Origin of the sequence: Streptomyces aurantiacus, from assembly GCF_001418335.1 — a bacterium.
GTDB lineage: Bacteria > Actinomycetota > Actinomycetes > Streptomycetales > Streptomycetaceae > Streptomyces > Streptomyces aurantiacus.
In genome coordinates, this window is the sequence record NZ_LIPP01000055.1 from 1 (window position 1) to 17,993 (window position 17,993).

Sequence of the window (17,993 nt, forward strand, 5' to 3'; positions counted from 1 at the left end):
GTGGTGAAGCGGGCGTTGGGGTGGGCCGCCGGGGTGCCGGACTCCGGCGTCCAGTCGTTGCCCTTCCAGTCCGTCAGGTGGGCCGGCGTCTCCTCCGTCATGCCCTCCCACCACACGTCGCCGTCGTCGGTCAGGGCGACGTTGGTGAAGACGGAGTTGCCCCACAGCGTCTTCATCGCGTTGGCGTTGGTGTGTTCGCCGGTGCCGGGCGCGACGCCGAAGAAACCGGCCTCGGGGTTGATGGCGTACAGACGGCCGTCCTCCCCGAAGCGCATCCAGGCGATGTCGTCGCCGATGGTCTCCACGGTCCAGCCGCGGACCGTCGGCTCCAGCATCGCGAGGTTCGTCTTGCCGCAGGCACTCGGGAACGCGGCGGCCACGTACTTCGACTCACCCCGCGGGGGCGTGAGCTTGAGGATCAGCATGTGCTCGGCCAGCCAGCCCTCGTCACGGGCCATGACGGAGGCGATGCGCAGCGCGTAGCACTTCTTGCCGAGCAGCGCGTTGCCGCCGTAGCCGGAGCCGTACGACCAGATCTCGCGGGTCTCCGGGAAGTGGGAGATGTACTTGGTGGAGTTGCAGGGCCAGGGCACGTCCTGCTCGCCGGCGGCCAGCGGCGCTCCGAGCGTGTGCACAGCACGCACGAAGAATCCGTCGGAGCCGAGTTCGTCCAGGACCGGGCGGCCCATACGCGTCATGGTGCGCATGGACACCGCGACGTACGCCGAGTCGGTGATCTCCACGCCGATCGCGGAGAGGTCGGAGCCGAGCGGGCCCATGCAGAACGGGACGACGTACATCGTCCGGCCCTTCATCGAGCCGCGGAAGACGCCGTTCTCACCGCTGAAGATCTCCCGCATCTCGGCGGGGTCCTTCCAGTGGTTGGTCGGGCCCGCGTCCTCCTCCTTCTCGGAGCAGATGAACGTACGGTCCTCGACCCGTGCGACATCGGTCGGGTCGGAGGCCGCGTAGTAGGAGTTGGGGCGTTTGATCGGATCGAGCCTTTTGAAGGTGCCCTTGCGGACGAGCTCCTCGCTCAGCCGCTCGTACTCGGCCTCCGAACCGTCGCACCAGACCACACGGTCCGGCTGCGTCAGTTCGGCGGTCTCGTTGACCCACGAGATCAGTTCCTGATGGGTGGTGGGGGCTGCGGTGGTGGGGATGGCGGTGGTGAGGACTGTGGTGGTGGGGACGGTGGTGGACGAGGGAGCCGCGATGTCGCGCGCCACGATTGCTCCTAGATGAGGGGTTTTTTGTTTTTGTGCCCCTTGGGGGCTGCGACCCGGATGCTTCACGTGACCGACCCCCACCGGATCTCTCCGGTAACTCTCCCGGTAGCTCTTTCCGGTAGAAATCGATCTTCCTGGCGCTCATCCGGTGCCGACCGCACTCATTTGATCATCCGATGGGTCCGCGCATATGTCCAGAGGGCCTCACACCTGAGCGGCGTGAGCATCACCACTTGTTACCGGACCTCACCGTCCGACCTCGTGAGACACCGGCCACTTGTCGCTCTTTGGCGTCCTTCTTACCGGCCGGCTGATGTGTAACCTACGGTTCCGTAGGTACGATGGATCGTATGACTGCGCCCACTCCCGACGCCTCAACGGACACGCCGGTCGTCGACCGCGTCGCCGAAGCGCTCTCCGTATCGCACCCCGTAAAACCGAGACTGCGCGGCTGGCTGCACGCCGGGATGTTCCCCGCGGTGCTCGTCTCCGGACTGGTGCTGACCGCACTCGCCGGGTCGACCCGCGCCCGTGCGGCCTGCGCGATCTTCGTCCTCACGGCCTGCCTGCTGTTCGGAGTCAGCGCGATCTACCACCGCGGCACCTGGAGTCCGCGGATGGACGGGGTGCTGCGCCGGCTCGACCACGCGAACATCTTCCTCATCATCGCGGGCTCCTACACGCCGCTGACGATGCTGCTGCTCCCGGACAGCAAGGGCCAATGGCTCCTGTGGGGCATCTGGGGGGCGGCGATCGCGGGCATCGCCTTCCGCGTCTTCTGGATCGGCGCCCCGCGCTGGCTCTACACCCCCTGCTACATCGCGATGGGCTGGGCGGCCGTCTTCTTCCTCCCCGACTTCATGCGGGCCGGCGGCATCGCGGTGCTGGTCCTGGTGATCGTGGGCGGACTCCTCTACAGCGCCGGCGGCGTGATCTACGCGCTCAAGCGCCCGAACCCGTCACCGCGCTGGTTCGGCTTCCACGAGGTCTTCCACTCGTTCACCCTCGCGGCGTTCATCGCGCACTACATCGGCATCTCGATGGTGGCCTACCAGTACGGATAGCCACGGACAGCCGCGTACAGCCACGGCAGACCTGCACGGCAGATCTTCGCCGAAAGGGCCCCACCGCATCGGCGGTGGGGCCCTTTCGCGTACCCCGGGGCGCGACAAGAAGCAGCCACATTGACAGTAACCACCTTTTGAGAGTTACTCTCATTTCATGGTTACTGTCACTAAGCAGTCAGATCCGGTTCTCGACCCCCGCCGCTGGTGGGCCCTGGGCGCCCTGGTCGCGAGCATGCTCGTCCTCGGTTTCGACATGACGATCCTCAACGTGGCGCTGCCGACCATGGCGGGGCAGCTCGGCGCGAGTACCGGCGAGCAGCAGTGGATGGCGGACTCGTATGCCGTCGTCTTCGCGGCGCTGATGCTCCCGGCCGGCCTGCTCGGCGACCGGTTCGGGCGGCGCCGGATGCTGATGGTCGGACTCGGCGTCTTCCTCGCCGGTTCGCTGCTCGGTTCGCTGGTCGGCGACGTGGCCTGGGTCATCGTCGCCCGTGCCGTGATGGGCGTGGGCGCCGCGCTGGTGATGCCGCTCGCCCTGTCCGTCCTGCCCTCGCTCTTCCCGCCCACCGAGCGCACCAAGGCGGTCGGCATCATCTCGGCCGCGTCCGCGCTCGGGATGCCGCTCGGCCCGATCATCGGCGGCTGGCTGCTCGACCACTTCTGGTGGGGTTCGGTCTTCCTGATCAACATCCCGATGGCCGCGATCGGCCTCGTCGCCTGCCTCTTCCTGCTGCCCGAGACGCGCGACCCGGCCTCCCCGAAGGTCGACGCCGTCTCCACCGCGCTCACCGCGACCGGACTCGGTGCCCTGATCTACGCGATCATCGAGGCGCCGACCCGCGGCTGGGGCGACCCGCTCGTGCTCGCCCTGTTCGCCGGAGCCGTCGCCCTGCTTGCCGCGCTCGTCCTGCGCGAGCGTCGCTCCGTCCGTCCCATGCTCGACATGTCCCTCCTCTCGCACCGCGGCTTCCTGCTCAACACGGTCGCGGCGACGCTCGTGATGTTCGTCCTGTCCGGGCTGATGTTCGTGCTGCCGCCCTATCTGCAGGCCATCCTGGGCAACGACGCCTTCGGCACCGGCGTGCGCATGCTGCCGATGATGGGCGGGCTGATGGTCGCGGCGAAGACGGCCCAGCCGGCCGTGGCGCGGTTCGGGTCGCGTGGCGTGGTGAGCGCCGCTCTGGTGGTGCTGGCCTTCGCCGCGTTCCTCGGCAGTCGTACGACGGTCGACTCCGGGTACGGCTTCACCGCGCTGTGGCTGTCGATCGCGGGCGTCGGCTTCGGCTTCGCGGTCGTCCCGGCGATGGACGGGGCGCTCGGCACCCTGCCCGCGGACCGGGCGGGCAGCGGATCCGGTCTCCTCATGACCCTGCGCCAGGTCGGCGGCGCGATCGGTATCGCGCTGCTCGGGAGCCTGCTGGCCGGCGCGTACCGGGACCGGCTCGACGTGGCCGGGCTGCCCGAGGGGGCGGCGGACACGGCCCGGGAGTCCGTGGTCGCGGCACACCTCGTCGCCGAACGCGCGGACGCCACCGATGTGGTGACCTCCGCGAACACCGCGTACGTCCACGGCATGGGCCTCGTCCTGCTGCTGTGCGGGATCGCCTCACTCGTGGCGGCGCTGCTGGCGGGCGCGTTCCTGCCGAACTCGGACGCGACGGACTCGGACTCGGAGGACTCGGAGGACGCAGAGGACGCGAAGGACTCGGACGCGACGGACCAGCGCACCAGCGCCCCGGACCCGGAGATGGCCCCCGCCCCGGCCGATGGCCGACAATGACCCCATGACGGCCGCACGCACCTCGCCCTCCACCGATCGCCCCCAGCCGGGACTTCGTGAGCGGAAGAAGATCAAGACGCGGACGGCGATCCGTGGCGCGACGTACCGGCTGATCCAGGGGCAGGGGTACGACGCGACGACGATCGAGCAGATCGCCGAGCTGGCCGAGGTGTCGCCGTCCACGGTCTTCCGCTACTTCCCGACCAAGGAGGACATCGTCCTCACGGACGAGTACGACGCGCTCCTGGTGGCGGAGTTGCACGCCCGCCCGGCGGACGAACCGTGGCTGGAGTCCCTGCGGTACGTAATGCAGAGGGCCATGCATCTGGAAGCCGCGGAGGGTCCCGACGTGACCCGGCTGCGGGCCCGGCTGATGGTCGAGGTGCCCGCCGTGCGCTCCCGGATGATGGAGAGCATGTCCGTCACCGGTCATCTGCTCTGCCAGGTCATCGGCGAGCGCACCGGCCGGGCACCCGACAGCTTCGAGGTACGCGTCTTCGCGATGTCCCTCGTCGGCGCTCTGATGGAGGTGTCCCTGTACTGGGCCGAGCACCGGCACGAGGACGACCTCGCCGTCCTCGTCGACCGGGCCCTGGATGTACTGGGGCACGGGCTTGTGCCCTGAGCTCGGCAACCCCGGCAGCCTCGGCAAGCGCAGCCAATAGATGTACATCTGATACATTCGTGACATGAGCGAGCCGGTGATTGAACCCATGGCAGACGTCCGCAGGCATCTGGCGGACGTCATCGACCGCGCCCACCGGGACGAGACACCGACGATCATCACGCGTCGCGGCAAGCAAGAGGCCGTGGTCATCGACATCGACGAGTACCGGCACCTGCGTGCACTCGCCGAGAAGACCGAGGACGCGTGGCTGAACCAACTGGCCGACGAGGCGGAGGCCGAGGGAGTCTCCGGGTCCGTCTCCCTTGAGGAGATGGCCGCCGCGCTCCGCACCCGTCACGCCTGATTCCGGTGGGTAACGTCACGCGGTTCACACCGCACGCCCAGCGGGACATGCTCAAGATACCCCGGCCCGACGCCCTGCGGATCCTCCACCGGCTCTCAGAACTCCAGGAGGCCATGGACGCGCATGACACCGCCGCCTTCGACATCAAGGCGCTCCAAGGGCACAGCGCCCGAATGCGCCTCCGGTTCGGCGACTTCCGCGTCGTGTACACGGTCGAGGACGGCCAACTCATCGTATGGGTGCTCACGGTCGGGAACCGGCGAGACGTGTACCAAGGTCTGTGACCCACGCCGAGTTGGGTTGGGTTCGCACTCAACCCAACCCAACCCAACCCAACCCAACTCGGCTCAGCTCGGCTCGATGGGCGAACTCAGCGCTTCCTCGCATCGCCCTTTCCGCACGCCACGCCGTCCCCGTTGCGGTCCAGGCGGAGAGGGTCGTCCTTGCCGTTGATCTTCAGGGGGCCGTAGTCGTTGGACTTCAGCCAGGTGCAGCGGGCCGCCGTCGTCTTCCTGACCTCGGCCGGGAAGACCGTCGGTACGCAGATGTTGGCCGAGCCGTAGTGGCGGTCGCAGCCCGCGACGGTCGGGCTGACCGCGGCCGAGGCGCGCTTCCTGCCGGGCTGCTCGACCTTGCCTTCGAGGGAGTCCGCGAAGGAGTGGACGTGGCCCGAGGCGGCCTCCCCGGAGGCGGCGGCCAGGGATGACGGGCCCTGGAGGTGGACCCACTTGGCCACCGACGGCACACCGTTCGCGTCGACCGCGAAGAGCATGTACCAGCCGGGCGGGGCAAGGTTCGGGTTGCTCGTCACGTTCAGGTCGACGTTGTTGCCGTCGACGGACAGCGGCAGGTCCACGAAGCGCTGGTTCGGGTCGGAGGAGTGCGTCACCGCGGCCGGGCGGATCAGCTCGGCCCTGGCGATGGGCCGGTCGACCGTGATGCGCTGCGTGTCGCCGTACGTCCACTCGTTGTCGATGACCGAAGTGATCGCCGGGCGTGCGCCCTTGAGCAGGTACGGCGGGGTGTAGACGGACACGTTGTGGTTCCAGGTGCCGTTGCCCGGGTTGTCGCCGGTCGCCATCACCCGGCCGTCCGGGAGCAGGAACGCCGACGAGTGGTAGCCCCGGGCCTGGGGGTCCGCCGCCACCGGGTCGAAGGCGTTCGTCGCCGGGTCGTAGACCGACGACTCGTAGACCGGGTTGGCGCGGTTGTGCAGGGCGCCGCCGGTCTCCAGGACCTTCCCGTCGGGCAGCAGCACGGCGGAGACGTACATCTTGCCCTGGGCGCCGGTCTGCGGGATCTTGCCGTTGCCCAGGTCGACGGTGCCCTGCGGGAGCGGCGGTCCCGCGACGTACGCCGGGTCGGCCGCCTTGAGGTCGATGATGTCGGTCAGCCGGTTCGCGTCGGGGTTCGAGTCGATGTTTCCGCCGCCGAGGGTGAGGACCTTCTGGTCCTGGGCCGGGGGCAGCAGCACGCTGGCCGACTGGTCGCGTTCGTCCTTCTGCCGCAGGCCTGGCACCTGCGTGGTGGTGTTGGCGTCGTAGTCGTAGATCGCCGAGCCCGTGCCGGGGATGTTGTTGCCGAAGGTGTGGCTGCCCGTGTAGAAGAGGCGGCCGTCCTGCATCAGGACCATCGTCGGGTACAGACCCCAGTACGACCAGGTCTGGTTGACCTGCCACAGCGGCAGCCACTTGTTCTCGGCGTCCGACCAGCGCTCGGCCGTCACGGACCCGGTCGAGTCCTCCTTCAGCCCGCCGAAGGAGATCACGTCACCGTTGCCGAGGATCGTCGCCGACGGGTACCAGTGGCCGTCGTTCATGTCGTTCGTCTTCGTGTACGTCTCGGTGACCGGGTCGAAGACGTACGAGTCCTTGTAGCCCTGGTAGCCGATCGTGCCGTCGGCGGACGGATAGCCCTTGTTACCGCTCATCACCAGGACCCGGCCGTCGTCCAGTTGTACGTGTCCCGCGCAGAACATGTCCTTGGGCGTGGGGATCTGCTTGTACGTGCCGGTCACCGGGTTGTAGACCGCGCTGGTGAACGTGCCCGCCTCGAACATCTCCTCGCTGTTGCCGGAGCCCGCGATCAGCAGCACCTTGCCGTTGTTGAGGACGACGGAGTGCATGGAGCGGACCGGGTTCTGCGTGGGCAGCACGTCCCAGCGGCCGTTCGCGCACTGCTCGGCCGTGCCGGTGCACACCGGGTCGGGTATCGGGTCGGCGACCTGGTCCATCGTGTAGTCGTCGGTGGTCGCGGAGCCGGTGCCGTAGACGGAGACACCCCAGCTGATGCGGTCGGTGCCCGCGGGGACCTCGGGGGTACGAACCGTCGCCTCGGACCAGCCGGCGCTGATCGGGAGCGTCTTGAGGTCGGTCCAGTACTGCCAGCCGGCGGTCGTGTCGTGCCGGAAGAGGGTGAGAGAGGCGTCCGGAGTCGTCGACTTGTACCAGAGCCCGAGGTCGTACTGCTTGCCGACGCCGACGACGGGCGCGCAGGCGGCGGACTCGGTGATCAGCGCCTTGCGGTCGCCCTCGGTACGGCGGGTCAGCTCGACCTTCATGGCCTTGGAGCCGGAGTGGGCGCCGCCGACGGTGGAGAAGGTGAAGTCGTTGTCGCCCCAGCCGGACTTCTCCCAGCAGTACGGCATGCCGTCACCGCCCGTGCCCGCGGTCTCGAAGCCCGGGTTCTTCACGAGGTTGGCGGCGGAGGCCGGCTGCGGCACGGAGAGGAGCAGCCCCGCGGTGAGGGCGCCCACGGCGAGCAGGGTGGTACGGCGTCGGGGGCGGGGCCGTAGGAGGCGTAGAGGTCGTACGGGGCGTACCGGGCGTACGGGGCGTCCGAACATCAGCTGGGTCTCCTTGCCGTGCGGCTCTTCGCTGTGCGGCTCTTTGCTGTACGACTCCTGGTGCGGCGGCTCTTCCCGGCCGCCGTGTCCGACGCGTCCGGTGCGTCCGGTGCGTCCGGTGCGTCCGCTGTGTCCGTCATGCCCGGCGCGAGCCGGGCCTTCCGCGGCAGATACACCAGCGCCTCCGTGCCCGCGAACCGCAGCACGAAGGTCGTCACCAGGGCGAGCGCCGTGGCGGTGAGCGCGTCCATGCCGAACCGGCCGACGAGCAGCGCGATCAGCGGAATGCGCAGCACCAGGTCGGCGTTGGCGAGCAGCGCGAAGCGGCCTGCCCTGTCCCACCAGTGCCGGTGCTGCCTGCGGTCCCGGAAGCAGAGGTGTTCGATGAGCAGGAAGTTCCAGGCGACCCCGAACTGGTTGGCGATGATCTCGGCGGGCAGATAGTGCGTCCCGGCGGTCGTCAGCGCCCACAGCGCGGCGAGGTTCGGCAGGAAGCCGGTCGCGCCGATCAGACCGAAGACCACCATCCGTGCCGCGGGCGAGGCCGTGCGCAATCCGGCGAGGTGCCGCAGGAAGCGGATGCCCTCCTGCGCGCTCGACTTGGACTCGCCCGCGAACCGGTCCTGGAAGACGAACGGCACCTCGGTGACCTGGCGAGGACGGGCCCGTACGGCCATCTCCAGCAGGATCTTGTAGCCGAGGGGCTTCAGGACGTCCGCGGTGACCGCGCTGCGGCGGATCGCGAAGAAGCCGCTCATCGGGTCGCTGATGCCGCGCAGCCGGCGCGGGAACAGCGTCTTCGTCAGCCAGGTGGCGCCCCGCGAGACGGCGACCCGGTAGCCGCCCGCGAGGCCCTCGCGGCTGCCGCCCTCGATGTAGCGGGAGGCGACGACGAGTCCGGCGGGGGCGCGCTCGCCCGCGGCCACCAACTCCGGCACCAGGGACGGCGGATGCTGCAGGTCGCCGTCCATGACGACGATCCAGTCGGAGGTCGCGGCGCGGATGCCCTCGACGACGGCTCCGCCGAGCCCGCCGACGGGGCTCTCGCGGTGCAGCACGGTCACCGGGTACGGGCAGTCCCGGGCCGCGTCGCGGATCACGTCGGGGGTGTCGTCGGTGGAGTCGTCCACGAACACGACCTCGCAGGGCAGCCGCGGAGGCACCGACTCGGTGATCCTGCGCAGCAACTCCCTGATGTTCGCGGACTCGTTGAAGGTCGGTACGACGATGGTGACCGCGCCCGGCTCGGGGACGGCGGAGGCCGCGTGCATGGCCGGGTCGTGCAACTCCCCCGGAACGATGGACTCGTACGTCATCGGTCGCCTCCTGTGGCCGCCGTACCGGCGGTGTCAGCCGTGCCGTCGCTCTCGACCTGTCTGATCTCGATCCGGTCCGGGCCGCTGCCGAAGGTGGCGACCGGTGTCGAGTGCTTCATCGCCTGGTTGACGTTGGGCAGGTCGACCGCGTCGCGCCGCACGGTCGGGGAGGCGACGACGTAGTCGATGTCCCGCCAGCCGCGCGGCATCGTCTTCGTCACCGCGGGGTCGAGGTCCGCCTTGTAGAACCAGATGACGCCGAGACCCGGCCGGTATCCGGCGTGCACGAGGTCGAGCCAGAGCGCGTCGTCCACCAGGACACGAGTGTCCTCGGGGTGCTCGACCTCGGTCGCCAGCCACTTCGACGCGGCCCGGTAGGGGGCGTTGGCGTCGGTGGTGACCGCGGTGCGGTTGCCGTCGTACCAGTGCGGCACGACCCACACGGCCGAGGCCGCGACGAGCAGCGTCACGACCGCGTACCGCCCGCGGGTGACGTACCTGCTCTCGCCGGGGTCGCGCCATCTGCGCAGCAGCCCGTGCGCGACGCTCGCCGTGCCTCCGGCGAGGACCAGCGCGAGGAACGGCAGGGCCTGGATGACGTACATCGCGGGCAGGTAGCCGGTCGGGCGCAGGGCGACCAGGGCGAGGACCGCGATGGTCGCGGCGGGTCCGGCGAGTGCCCGCGCGGTCACCGACCAGCGCCAGGTGACCAGGAGCAGCAGCGCCCCGGCGAGGCCGCCCAGCGGCAGGATCCGGTCGTAGTAGAGCCAGGACCGCAGGACCTCGTACGAGCCGGAGCCCTGGTCGAGGATGAAGCCGGAACCGGGTCTGGTCAGCTGGTACGCGAGGCCGTCCCACAGCGACACGTGTCCGTCGCCGGGCAGCAGTTCGCCCTTCAGGAGGGCGAAGAGCGGGTACGACATGCCGATCAGGACGCAGGCCGTGACCGCTCCGGTGATCGCGAACTTGCGGGTGTCGCGGTGGCTGTGGCGCCACATGGTGACGAGTACGGCGGGCAGGACGAAGATCATCGTCTCTTTGGTGAGCACCGCGGCCGCCGCGGCGAGACCCGCCCCGAAGTGGTGCCAGAGATGGCGGCTCGGGGAGGCGGCCAGGCAGAACGCGAGCAGTGTCCACATCACCGCGATGTTGTCGAGGTAGATCTCGCGCTGGAGGACGACGGACAGCGGCGAGAGCCCGAACAGCAGCAGCGCGAGGCCGGCCGCCCAGCGGGGCAGGGACAGCCGGCGGGCCAGTACGTAGACGAGGGCCGCGCTGACGGCGCTGATTAGGAGCATCACGATCCGCATCGAGCCGACCGTCATCGACTCGGGACTGATCAGGGACGGTATCCAGGTCAGCAGGGCTATCTGCATCCAGCCGAGGGGCGGGTGGTCGTACCAGTACGTGTAGTGGGCCAGCCCTTCGCCCTGTTGCACGGTCCAGGCCTGGGCGAGGTAGGTGCCCTCGTCGTCGCTGAGCGTCGGGTAGTCGGCGATGTTCCAGCCCTGCACGGTCATGACGACCACGAGGAGTACGCCGCACAGGATCAGGTCGGCCCGTGCACCACGCAGCCGGGACGGTGTCGTTCGAGGGGTCGAACCGGTTTTGGGTACAGGTGTCCGCTGCGCGGTGACCTCGGAAGTGGTCACCGCGGGAAGGGTGGAAGTCACGCAGGAACGTCCTCTCGGGACCCGCGGGCCACGGCCGCGGCTTCGGTACCGGTGTCGGCGGCGGGACCGGCGGCGGTGCCGGGGCCGGGGCCGGTGTGAGCGTCGGGACCGGCGGCGGTGAGGTGTGCGCCGACGTGACTGGTCAACTCCCAGTCGTTGCGGCCCCGTTGCTCACGCCAGACGGCACGGACGGCCGCTCCGGCGAGGAGCACCTGGTAGAAGGGGCCGCCGACGACGAGCTTGAGGTAGTGGACGAACCGGACCCGCAGCCCGTACTGCTTGCCGAAGTCGTGCAGTCCGACCAGTTCGAAGACGAAGGTGACGAACGCGGTGACGGCCGGCAGGAAGGTGATGAACGCGACGCCGACCGGCACGTCGAGGAAGAGCGCGACGGCCACGTTGAGCGGAATGATCACGCCGGAGATCGCCTGGAGGTACGGCGTCATCAGCGTGTAGCGGGCGAGCATCCGCTGTCCGAAGCCGGGCAGCCGTTTCCAGTCCTTCTTCCGGTAGACCTGGAGGAATCCCTGGTTCCACCGGGTGCGCTGCTTGAGCAGCGACACCAGGCTGCCGGGCGTCTCCTCCTTGGTCACCATGTCGGAGTCGTACGCGACGACGACCTTCTTGCCGGCGCTGGACAGCCGTACGCCCAGGTCGCAGTCCTCGGCGAGGCAGTCGGGGTCCCAGCCGTCGGCCTCCCGCAGGACGTCCGTGCGGACGAAGACGGTGTTGCCGCCCAGCGGAATGAAACCTTTCTGCGCGTGTAGGTGAAGCCGCGAGCGGAACCAGAAGAAGTACTCCAGGCAGTTGCGCAGGCTGTACCAGCTGGAGTGGAAGTTGATGAGCTGGACGCCGCCCTGGACGACGTCCGCGCCGGTGGTGCGGAAGGCGTGGTCGACGTGCGCGAGCAGCTCCGGGTGGACCTGGTCCTCGGCGTCGAAGACCCCGACGACGTCGCCGCGGCAGTGCGGCAGCGCCGTGTTCATGGCCCTCGGCTTGTTCTTCTTCTCGTGGGTGTCGACGATCACGCGGACGCGTGGGTCGCGTGCCTCGGCGTACCGGGCCACCTCGGTGGTGTCCGGGTCGTCGTGGCCGACGATCACGATGATCTCGAAGTCGGTGTGGCTGGATTCCAGCAGCCGCTGGATGGTGTGGTCGAGCACCGCCTGTTCGTGCCTCGCGGGCAGCAGCAGCGAGAACGAGAGATGCCCGCCCCCGTCCGGACTGCTGAAGCGGGTGGAGGCGAGCACCTCGGGCGTACGCCACGCGTGCATCTGCCACCACAAGGTGAAGGCGGCCATCCAGAAAAGGGCGAGCGAAACCACAGCGATGAGCACGGACGTAAGCAACAGATCCCCCCAGGATCCCCGAATCCCCCTGTCACGACAGGGCGTTACTCCTGTCGTGTCCGAGCCAGAGACTATGGGGATTCTGTGAAGTCGGGGAGGTGTTCTGATAAATAACGTGTTTCGTCATGCTCGGTCGACTAGTGGGACGTATCCGAACACCTACGTACATCCGCCCTCGGTACGCCGGGCGTTTCCGCCGCTCAGCGGCTCAGCGCGGCCCGGAGACGGTCGGCGTCGGCCGTCGGGGCGCCACACGTGAAGTTACGGCAGACGTACGCGGTGGGTTCGCCGCCGATGAGCGACCGGTCCGCGAGCAGCGGGAGTTCGTCACTGTCCGCAGCGCCCACGGCGACGACCGCGCCGGGTGCGGTGGCGAGGAGCGCGATGCGGTGGAGCTCCCTGGTGGCCGGGTCGTCGGCCGGTCCGACGACGGCCACCTCGCGCGGCCCGTCGAGCTGGGCCTCGGCGGTGGCCAGGCCCCAGCCGATGAAACGCGGGGCGCGCGGGCCGAGCGCCTTCACCACGCCCAACGCCCGCTCCGCGGCACGCCGATGGGGCTCCGAACCGGTCTGGGCCGCGTAGCTCAGCAGGGCCCCGGCCGCCGCGCTCCAGCCGGAGGGCGTGGCGTTGTCGGTCGGGTCCTGCGGGCGCCGGATGAGCTTCTCGGCGTCGGCGGCCGTGTCGTACAGCGCTCCTGTCTCCTCGTCGGTGAACCGCACGAGGACGTGGTCGAGCAGGAAGCCGGCGAATTCCAGCCAGACGCCTTCGCCGGTGACCGAGGCGAGCGCGAGGAACCCCTCCGCGACGTCCGCGTAGTCCTCCAGCACCCCGGCGTGGGCGCCGACGCGGCCGTCCATGCTGGTACGGGCCGGCCGCGCGTGCTCGTCCAGATGGAGCCGCACGAGCAGGTCGGCCGCGCCGAGCGCCGCGTCGACCAGGTCGGGCCGGTCGAAGTACGCGCCGGTCTCGGCCAGCGCGGCGATCGCGAGACCGTTCCAGGCGGCGACGATCTTGTCGTCGCGGCCGGGCGCGGGGCGGCCGTCGCGCGCCGCCTTCAGCCGGGCCTTGACGGACGCGATCCGGTCAGCCTCGAACACGCCTTCGTTCTGCGGCAGTTGCAGCACGGAGGCGCCCTCCTCGAAGGTGCCCTCCTCGGTCACGCCGAAGTGGTCGGCGGCGAGTTCGGCGTCCTGTTCACCGAGCACCTCGCGCAGCTGCCGCGGCGTCCACACGTAGTACGCGCCCTCGACGTGCTTGCCGGTGCCGTCGTCGCTGTCGGCGTCGAAGGCGGAGGCGAACCCGCCCTCGTTCGTGCGCAGTTCGCGGACCATGAAGTCGGCGGTCTCCAGGGCGACCCGGCGGGCGAGGTCGGAGCCGGTGGCCCGCCACAGGTGCGCGTACACCCGGCACAGCAGGGCGTTGTCGTAGAGCATCTTCTCGAAGTGGGGCACGACCCACTCGCGGTCCACGGAGTAGCGGGCGAAGCCACCGCCGAGCTGGTCGTAGATACCGCCGCGGGCCATCCGCTCGCAGGTGTCGGCGGCCATCTGCAGCGCGCCCTCGGCCCCGGTGCGGGCGTGGTGCCGCAGCAGGAACTCGACGGCCATGGACGGCGGGAACTTGGGCGCCCCGCCGAAACCGCCGTGGGTGGCGTCGTAGTCGCGGGTGAGACCCAGCAGCGCCTGCGCCAGCTCGCCCTCACCCGGCACCTGCGCGTCGCCGAAGCCGATCTCCCGGCCGACGAGGTCCCGCACGATCTTCCCGGCCACCTCGTCGACCTCGCCCCGCCGGTCGGTCCACGCGCTGTGCACGCCTTCGAGGACCTGCCGGAACGAGGGGCTCCCGTGCCGGGGCTCGGGCGGGAAGTAGGTGCCGAAGTAGAACGGTTCGGCGTCGGGCGTGAGGAACACGGTCATGGGCCAGCCGCCCTGCCCGGTCGCCGCCTGTACGGCCTCCATGTACACCGCGTCGACGTCGGGCCGCTCCTCGCGGTCGACCTTGACGCCGACGAAGTGTGCGTTGAGGTAGTCGGCGGTCTCCTGGTCCTCGAACGACTCGTGCGCCATGACATGGCACCAGTGGCAGCTGCTGTAACCGACGCTCAGCAGGACCGGTTTGCCGGTTCTGCGCGCCTCCTCGAAGGCCTCTGCCGACCAGGGCCACCAGTCGACGGGGTTGTCGGCGTGCTGGAGGAGGTACGGGGATGTCTCATGGGCCAGTCGGTTCGGCATGGGGTCCATCCTGCCGCAGTACCCGGGGCCCGGGTCGGATCACCGGGACGCGCGGCGGATCAGCCGGTTCCGTACGGGGTAGGTGACGGATCCGTACGGGGTAGGTGACGGACCCGAGATGCAGGGACCCGGGATGCTCGGATGGGCGTGAACATGCCGAGGACACACCAGTGATTCTCTCGCCTTCCCCGCTCATCCGCAGGATGCTTGGCCAGGGAAGCCGTTGTCGGCGGAGGGGGACGCGAATGCGGGACAGCCATCGGGCGGAGGCCGAACGGCTGTTGGTGCGGGCCGTGGAGGAAGAGGTCCGGCGGTCGGGCGGGCGCGCCGACGGGAACGTACTGCTGTCGCGGGCGCGGGCCGCGCTGGACACCATGGCGAAGACGGCCGCCGAGGAGTACGAGGCCTACGCGAAGGCGCTGGACGAGGCGGAGGCGGGCCGGCTGACCTTCGGGCAGCGCTACGCGCGCGAGGGCGCCGGAACTCCCTTGCTGGTGGCGGCCGTTGCCGCGCTCGCGGCCCTGGTGGCGGACCTGGCGCTCGGCACCGGCACGGGCACGGCGGTGGGCGCGGGCGCGGTCGTCGGCGTCGTGGGCGCGGCGGCCACGGTCGCGAAGGTGACGGCCTCCCATCTGCCGGCCGCGAGCCGCCGGGCGGGAGCCCTGGGCCAGCCCGGCGGCCCGCAGCAGTTGCGTCTTGCCTGGCTGACCGCCCTGGAGGTCCGCGGCATCCGGCCGTTCTTCGACCAGCAGCGGGTGTTCAACGCGGCCACCGGGGCGAAGAAGGGCGCGCCCCAGCTACGGCGTACGGACAAGAGCGCGGCGGCCCGTCGGCGGAGTGTCCTTGAGCAGTCGTTCGGCCAGCTCCCCGAGCCGGTCGGGCCGTTCGCCGGGCGCCGCCAGGAGCTGCTGCGGATCACGCAGTGGGTGCACGCGGCCCGCGCGAGCACGGAGACCAGGCCGACGCTGGTCGTCCTGTACGGCGCGCCGGGCTCGGGGCGCAGCACGCTCGCCGTGCGCGCCGCGCACGAGCTGAAGGACCAGTTCCGGGGCGCGTGCGTGGTGGACCTGCGGGGCGACAGCCCCGAGGAGCCGCCGCTGACCACCCGCGACGCGCTGCTGCATCTGCTGAACCGGCTGGGCGCGCCCCGTGAGCAGCTCCTGTTCCGTGAGCGTTCCTCGCAGGACCAGCAGGTGCGGCGGCTCGCCGAGCTGTACCACCAGCATCTGACCGGGCTGCCCGTGACGATCGTGCTGGACGACGCGGGCGACGTGCAGCAGGTGCGCACGCTGGTCCCGGAGCGCTCCGACAGCCTCGTCGTCGTCACCGCCCGGGGGCCCCTGGACCTGCCGGCCGACCTCCCCGCCTGGGTGCACCAGCTCGCGGTGGAGCCGCTGTCGGCCCCGGGCGCCGAGGAACTGCTGAGAGCCTCCGCGCAGGACGACTCGGCACCGTACGACGCCGAAGCCTCCGACGAGGTACGGGAGTTGTGCGGCGGGCTGCCGCTGGCGCTGCGGGTCGCGGGCTCGTCCCTCGGCCCGCGCACTCCGCGCCGGCTCGCCACCGACCTCGCGGCGTACGGCCCGGTGGATCCGGTCGAGCGGGTGCTGTGGCTGCGCTACACGGACCAGCCGGACATGGCGAGACGGCTCCTGCGGCGGCTGGCCCTCGCGGGCCACGCCTCGCTGGGCGCCGCCGCGGCGGCCGCCCTGCTCGCGACGGACGAGCCGGCGGCGGCCCGTCATCTGGAGGCCCTCTCCCGCGCGGGCCTGATCGACCATGTACGCGGCAGCCGTTACCGCCTGCACGACGTCGTACGCGCCTTCGCGCAGGCCCGGCTGCTCGACGAGGAGGAGCCGGCCGAGCGCACGGCCGCGCAGGAACGTCTCATCGTGAACTACGGAGAACTCGCCGACTCGGTGATCCGTCTGGTCGACGGCAAGACGTCGACACGCGCGGACACCTCCTTCCAGTCGAGCACGGTCGGCCCGCACGGGTTCACCTCGCTGGAGGCGGCCCTGCGCTGGCTGGACGACGAGTCGAGCTTCATCACGGCGGCCCTGCGGCACGCGGAGGGCGTGGACCAGGCGGCGGTGCTCAACCTCCTGGGCGCCCTGTGCGACTACTGCCTGCTGCGCGGCGACCTCTACCGCCTGGGCGAGATCAGCGAGTTGGCGCAGGCCGTCGACCAGGGGCTGCTCGTGCGCTCGGTCCAGTGGCGCACGGGCATCGCGGCCCGTCAGCTCGGGGAACTCGACAAGGCCCGTACGCAACTGGCGTCGGTGGTCGACCTGTACTTCGAGGCCCACAACGACGCGGGCGCGGCACGGGCGCTGGGCTCGCTCGGCATCACCCTCCACCACCAGGGCAACCTCACGGAGGCGGCGGCCAAGCTCCAGGAGGCCATGGACCTCCAGGCCTCCCCGGAACTCGCGGCGGACCGCGCCTGGACGATGCACGCGCTCGCCGCGGTGGAACGCGACCGGGCGCGCCTGCGCGAGGCGCTCGACCTGCTGACGGACGCCCTGGTCCTGCACCGCGAGGGCGAGTCCGTGCACGGCGAGGCGTGGGCCCACTTCCAGCTCGGTCAGCTGGGCCTGCGCATGGGCGACGTGCCGCGCGCCGAGTCCGAACTGCGCGCGGCCCTCGACCTGTACGGGCGCACGCGCGACGCTCGCGGTGAGGCCTGGGCGCTGACCCAGCTGGCCCGGGCGAGGCTGGTCGACGGCGACCCGTCCGCCGCCGTGGACGGGCTGCGCCAGGCGGCCTCCCGCCACCGCGAGAACGAGGACGCGCGGGGTGAGGCCTGGACGGGGTACTACCTGGGCCAGGCGCTGGAGGAGACGGGCAATCTCGACCAGGCGGTCCGTGAGCTGGAGCGGTCCCGGACGATGTTCTCCCGGATCCGTGACGTCTACGGTCTGGCGTGCGCCCGCCACCACTCGGCGCGGGTGACGCGCGACCAGCGGGCCGCGCAGACCGGCTCGCTGCGGAACTCGGGCTTCGCCCGGCAGCTCCTGGTGGACGCCCGGGCCGACTTCCAGCGGATCGGCGTCGCCCACGGGGAGGCGTGGACCTGCCTGGAGCTGGCGGTGGTGGACGCGGGCAACGCCCGTACGCAGCCGGCGCTGGCCCTGTGCGACGAGGCGGCCTCGCTCTTCGCCTCCTACGGTGACCGCCGCGGCGAGGACTGGGCGCGCTTCCTGCGCGTGACGCTCCTGCCGTACGCCTCCCCCGGCGGCGTCGAGGTGGGCACGGCCGTGGCCCAGGAGGAGCTGTCCCAGCTGTCCCGCACCGGCCACCCGGCGCGCGACGGAAAACTGGACGACTACATCGAGGCCTACCAGCTGCTCCTGGAACGAGGAGCCGACCTGGAGTCCGGCTGGCAGGCCTGGCGCCTGGGCATGGTCCCGAACCGCCACGCGCGGGAGGTCATGGGGGTGCCGGTCTCGGCCGGCCGGACGTGAACCCGTGCCGGGGCGAGTACGGGTGGCGGACATTCGGTGACGCCTCCTGGGCGTCACCGAATCGG

The 17,993-nt window shown here is 70.4% G+C and carries 12 protein-coding genes; 6 read left to right on the forward strand and 6 right to left on the reverse strand.

Annotated elements, in window-relative coordinates; translation table 11 throughout:
* Nucleotides 1-1,229: phosphoenolpyruvate carboxykinase (GTP) (locus tag AOK01_RS08470; RefSeq protein ID WP_425424724.1), on the reverse strand; the 1,229-nt coding region annotated here is incomplete at its 3' end.
* A gap of 350 nt (nt 1,230-1,579) precedes the next feature.
* Between AOK01_RS08470 and trhA the strand changes: the two genes are divergently transcribed.
* The 5 genes from trhA to AOK01_RS08495 all read left to right on the forward strand — a co-directional run bounded on the left by trhA (nt 1,580) and on the right by AOK01_RS08495 (nt 5,331).
* Nucleotides 1,580-2,293 carry a PAQR family membrane homeostasis protein TrhA gene (gene trhA / locus AOK01_RS08475; protein WP_055510091.1) on the forward strand — a complete coding sequence of 238 codons (714 nt, stop codon included), beginning with the start codon at nt 1,580-1,582 and terminating at the stop codon, nt 2,291-2,293.
* Between the two features lie 157 nt (nt 2,294-2,450).
* The gene (locus tag AOK01_RS08480; protein ID WP_079103261.1) at nt 2,451-4,076 is read left to right on the forward strand and encodes an MFS transporter; all 1,626 of its coding nucleotides are present in this window, start codon (nt 2,451-2,453) and stop codon (nt 4,074-4,076) included.
* Between the two features lie 4 nt (nt 4,077-4,080).
* Complete coding sequence (locus AOK01_RS08485) at nt 4,081-4,701, forward strand: TetR/AcrR family transcriptional regulator (protein WP_079103262.1); 621 nt, start codon at nt 4,081-4,083, stop codon at nt 4,699-4,701.
* Between the two features lie 64 nt (nt 4,702-4,765).
* On the forward strand, nt 4,766-5,047 hold the full coding sequence (locus AOK01_RS08490; RefSeq protein WP_245702165.1) for a type II toxin-antitoxin system Phd/YefM family antitoxin: 282 nt from the start codon (nt 4,766-4,768) through the stop codon (nt 5,045-5,047).
* Between the two features lie 5 nt (nt 5,048-5,052).
* Nucleotides 5,053-5,331, forward strand: coding sequence for a type II toxin-antitoxin system RelE family toxin (locus AOK01_RS08495; RefSeq protein WP_055510097.1), 279 nt, complete (start codon nt 5,053-5,055; stop codon nt 5,329-5,331).
* An 86-nt stretch (nt 5,332-5,417) separates the two neighbouring features.
* Here AOK01_RS08495 and AOK01_RS08500 read toward each other — a convergent pair whose 3' ends face one another.
* From AOK01_RS08500 to AOK01_RS08520, 5 genes are all read right to left on the reverse strand, one after another.
* Complete coding sequence (locus AOK01_RS08500) at nt 5,418-7,892, reverse strand: galactose oxidase early set domain-containing protein (RefSeq protein ID WP_055510099.1); 2,475 nt, start codon at nt 7,890-7,892, stop codon at nt 5,418-5,420.
* Nucleotides 7,892-9,208: a glycosyltransferase gene (locus AOK01_RS08505; protein ID WP_079103263.1), complete on the reverse strand. Its 1,317-nt coding sequence runs from the start codon at nt 9,206-9,208 to the stop codon at nt 7,892-7,894. Before AOK01_RS08505 ends, AOK01_RS08500 begins: the two co-directional genes overlap by 1 nt.
* Nucleotides 9,205-10,881 carry an ArnT family glycosyltransferase gene (locus AOK01_RS08510; RefSeq protein WP_055510101.1) on the reverse strand — a complete coding sequence of 559 codons (1,677 nt, stop codon included), beginning with the start codon at nt 10,879-10,881 and terminating at the stop codon, nt 9,205-9,207. Before AOK01_RS08510 ends, AOK01_RS08505 begins: the two co-directional genes overlap by 4 nt.
* The gene (locus tag AOK01_RS08515) at nt 10,878-12,230 is read right to left on the reverse strand and encodes a glycosyltransferase (RefSeq protein WP_055510103.1); all 1,353 of its coding nucleotides are present in this window, start codon (nt 12,228-12,230) and stop codon (nt 10,878-10,880) included. Before AOK01_RS08515 ends, AOK01_RS08510 begins: the two co-directional genes overlap by 4 nt.
* 200 nt (nt 12,231-12,430) lie before the next feature.
* Nucleotides 12,431-14,461, reverse strand: coding sequence for a thioredoxin domain-containing protein (locus tag AOK01_RS08520; protein WP_055510105.1), 2,031 nt, complete (start codon nt 14,459-14,461; stop codon nt 12,431-12,433).
* A 245-nt stretch (nt 14,462-14,706) separates the two neighbouring features.
* Here AOK01_RS08520 and AOK01_RS08525 point away from each other — a divergent pair, with 245 nt between their 5' ends.
* Nucleotides 14,707-17,928 carry a tetratricopeptide repeat protein gene (locus AOK01_RS08525; protein ID WP_055510107.1) on the forward strand — a complete coding sequence of 1,074 codons (3,222 nt, stop codon included), beginning with the start codon at nt 14,707-14,709 and terminating at the stop codon, nt 17,926-17,928.
* Nucleotides 17,929-17,993: the final 65 nt, after the last annotated feature.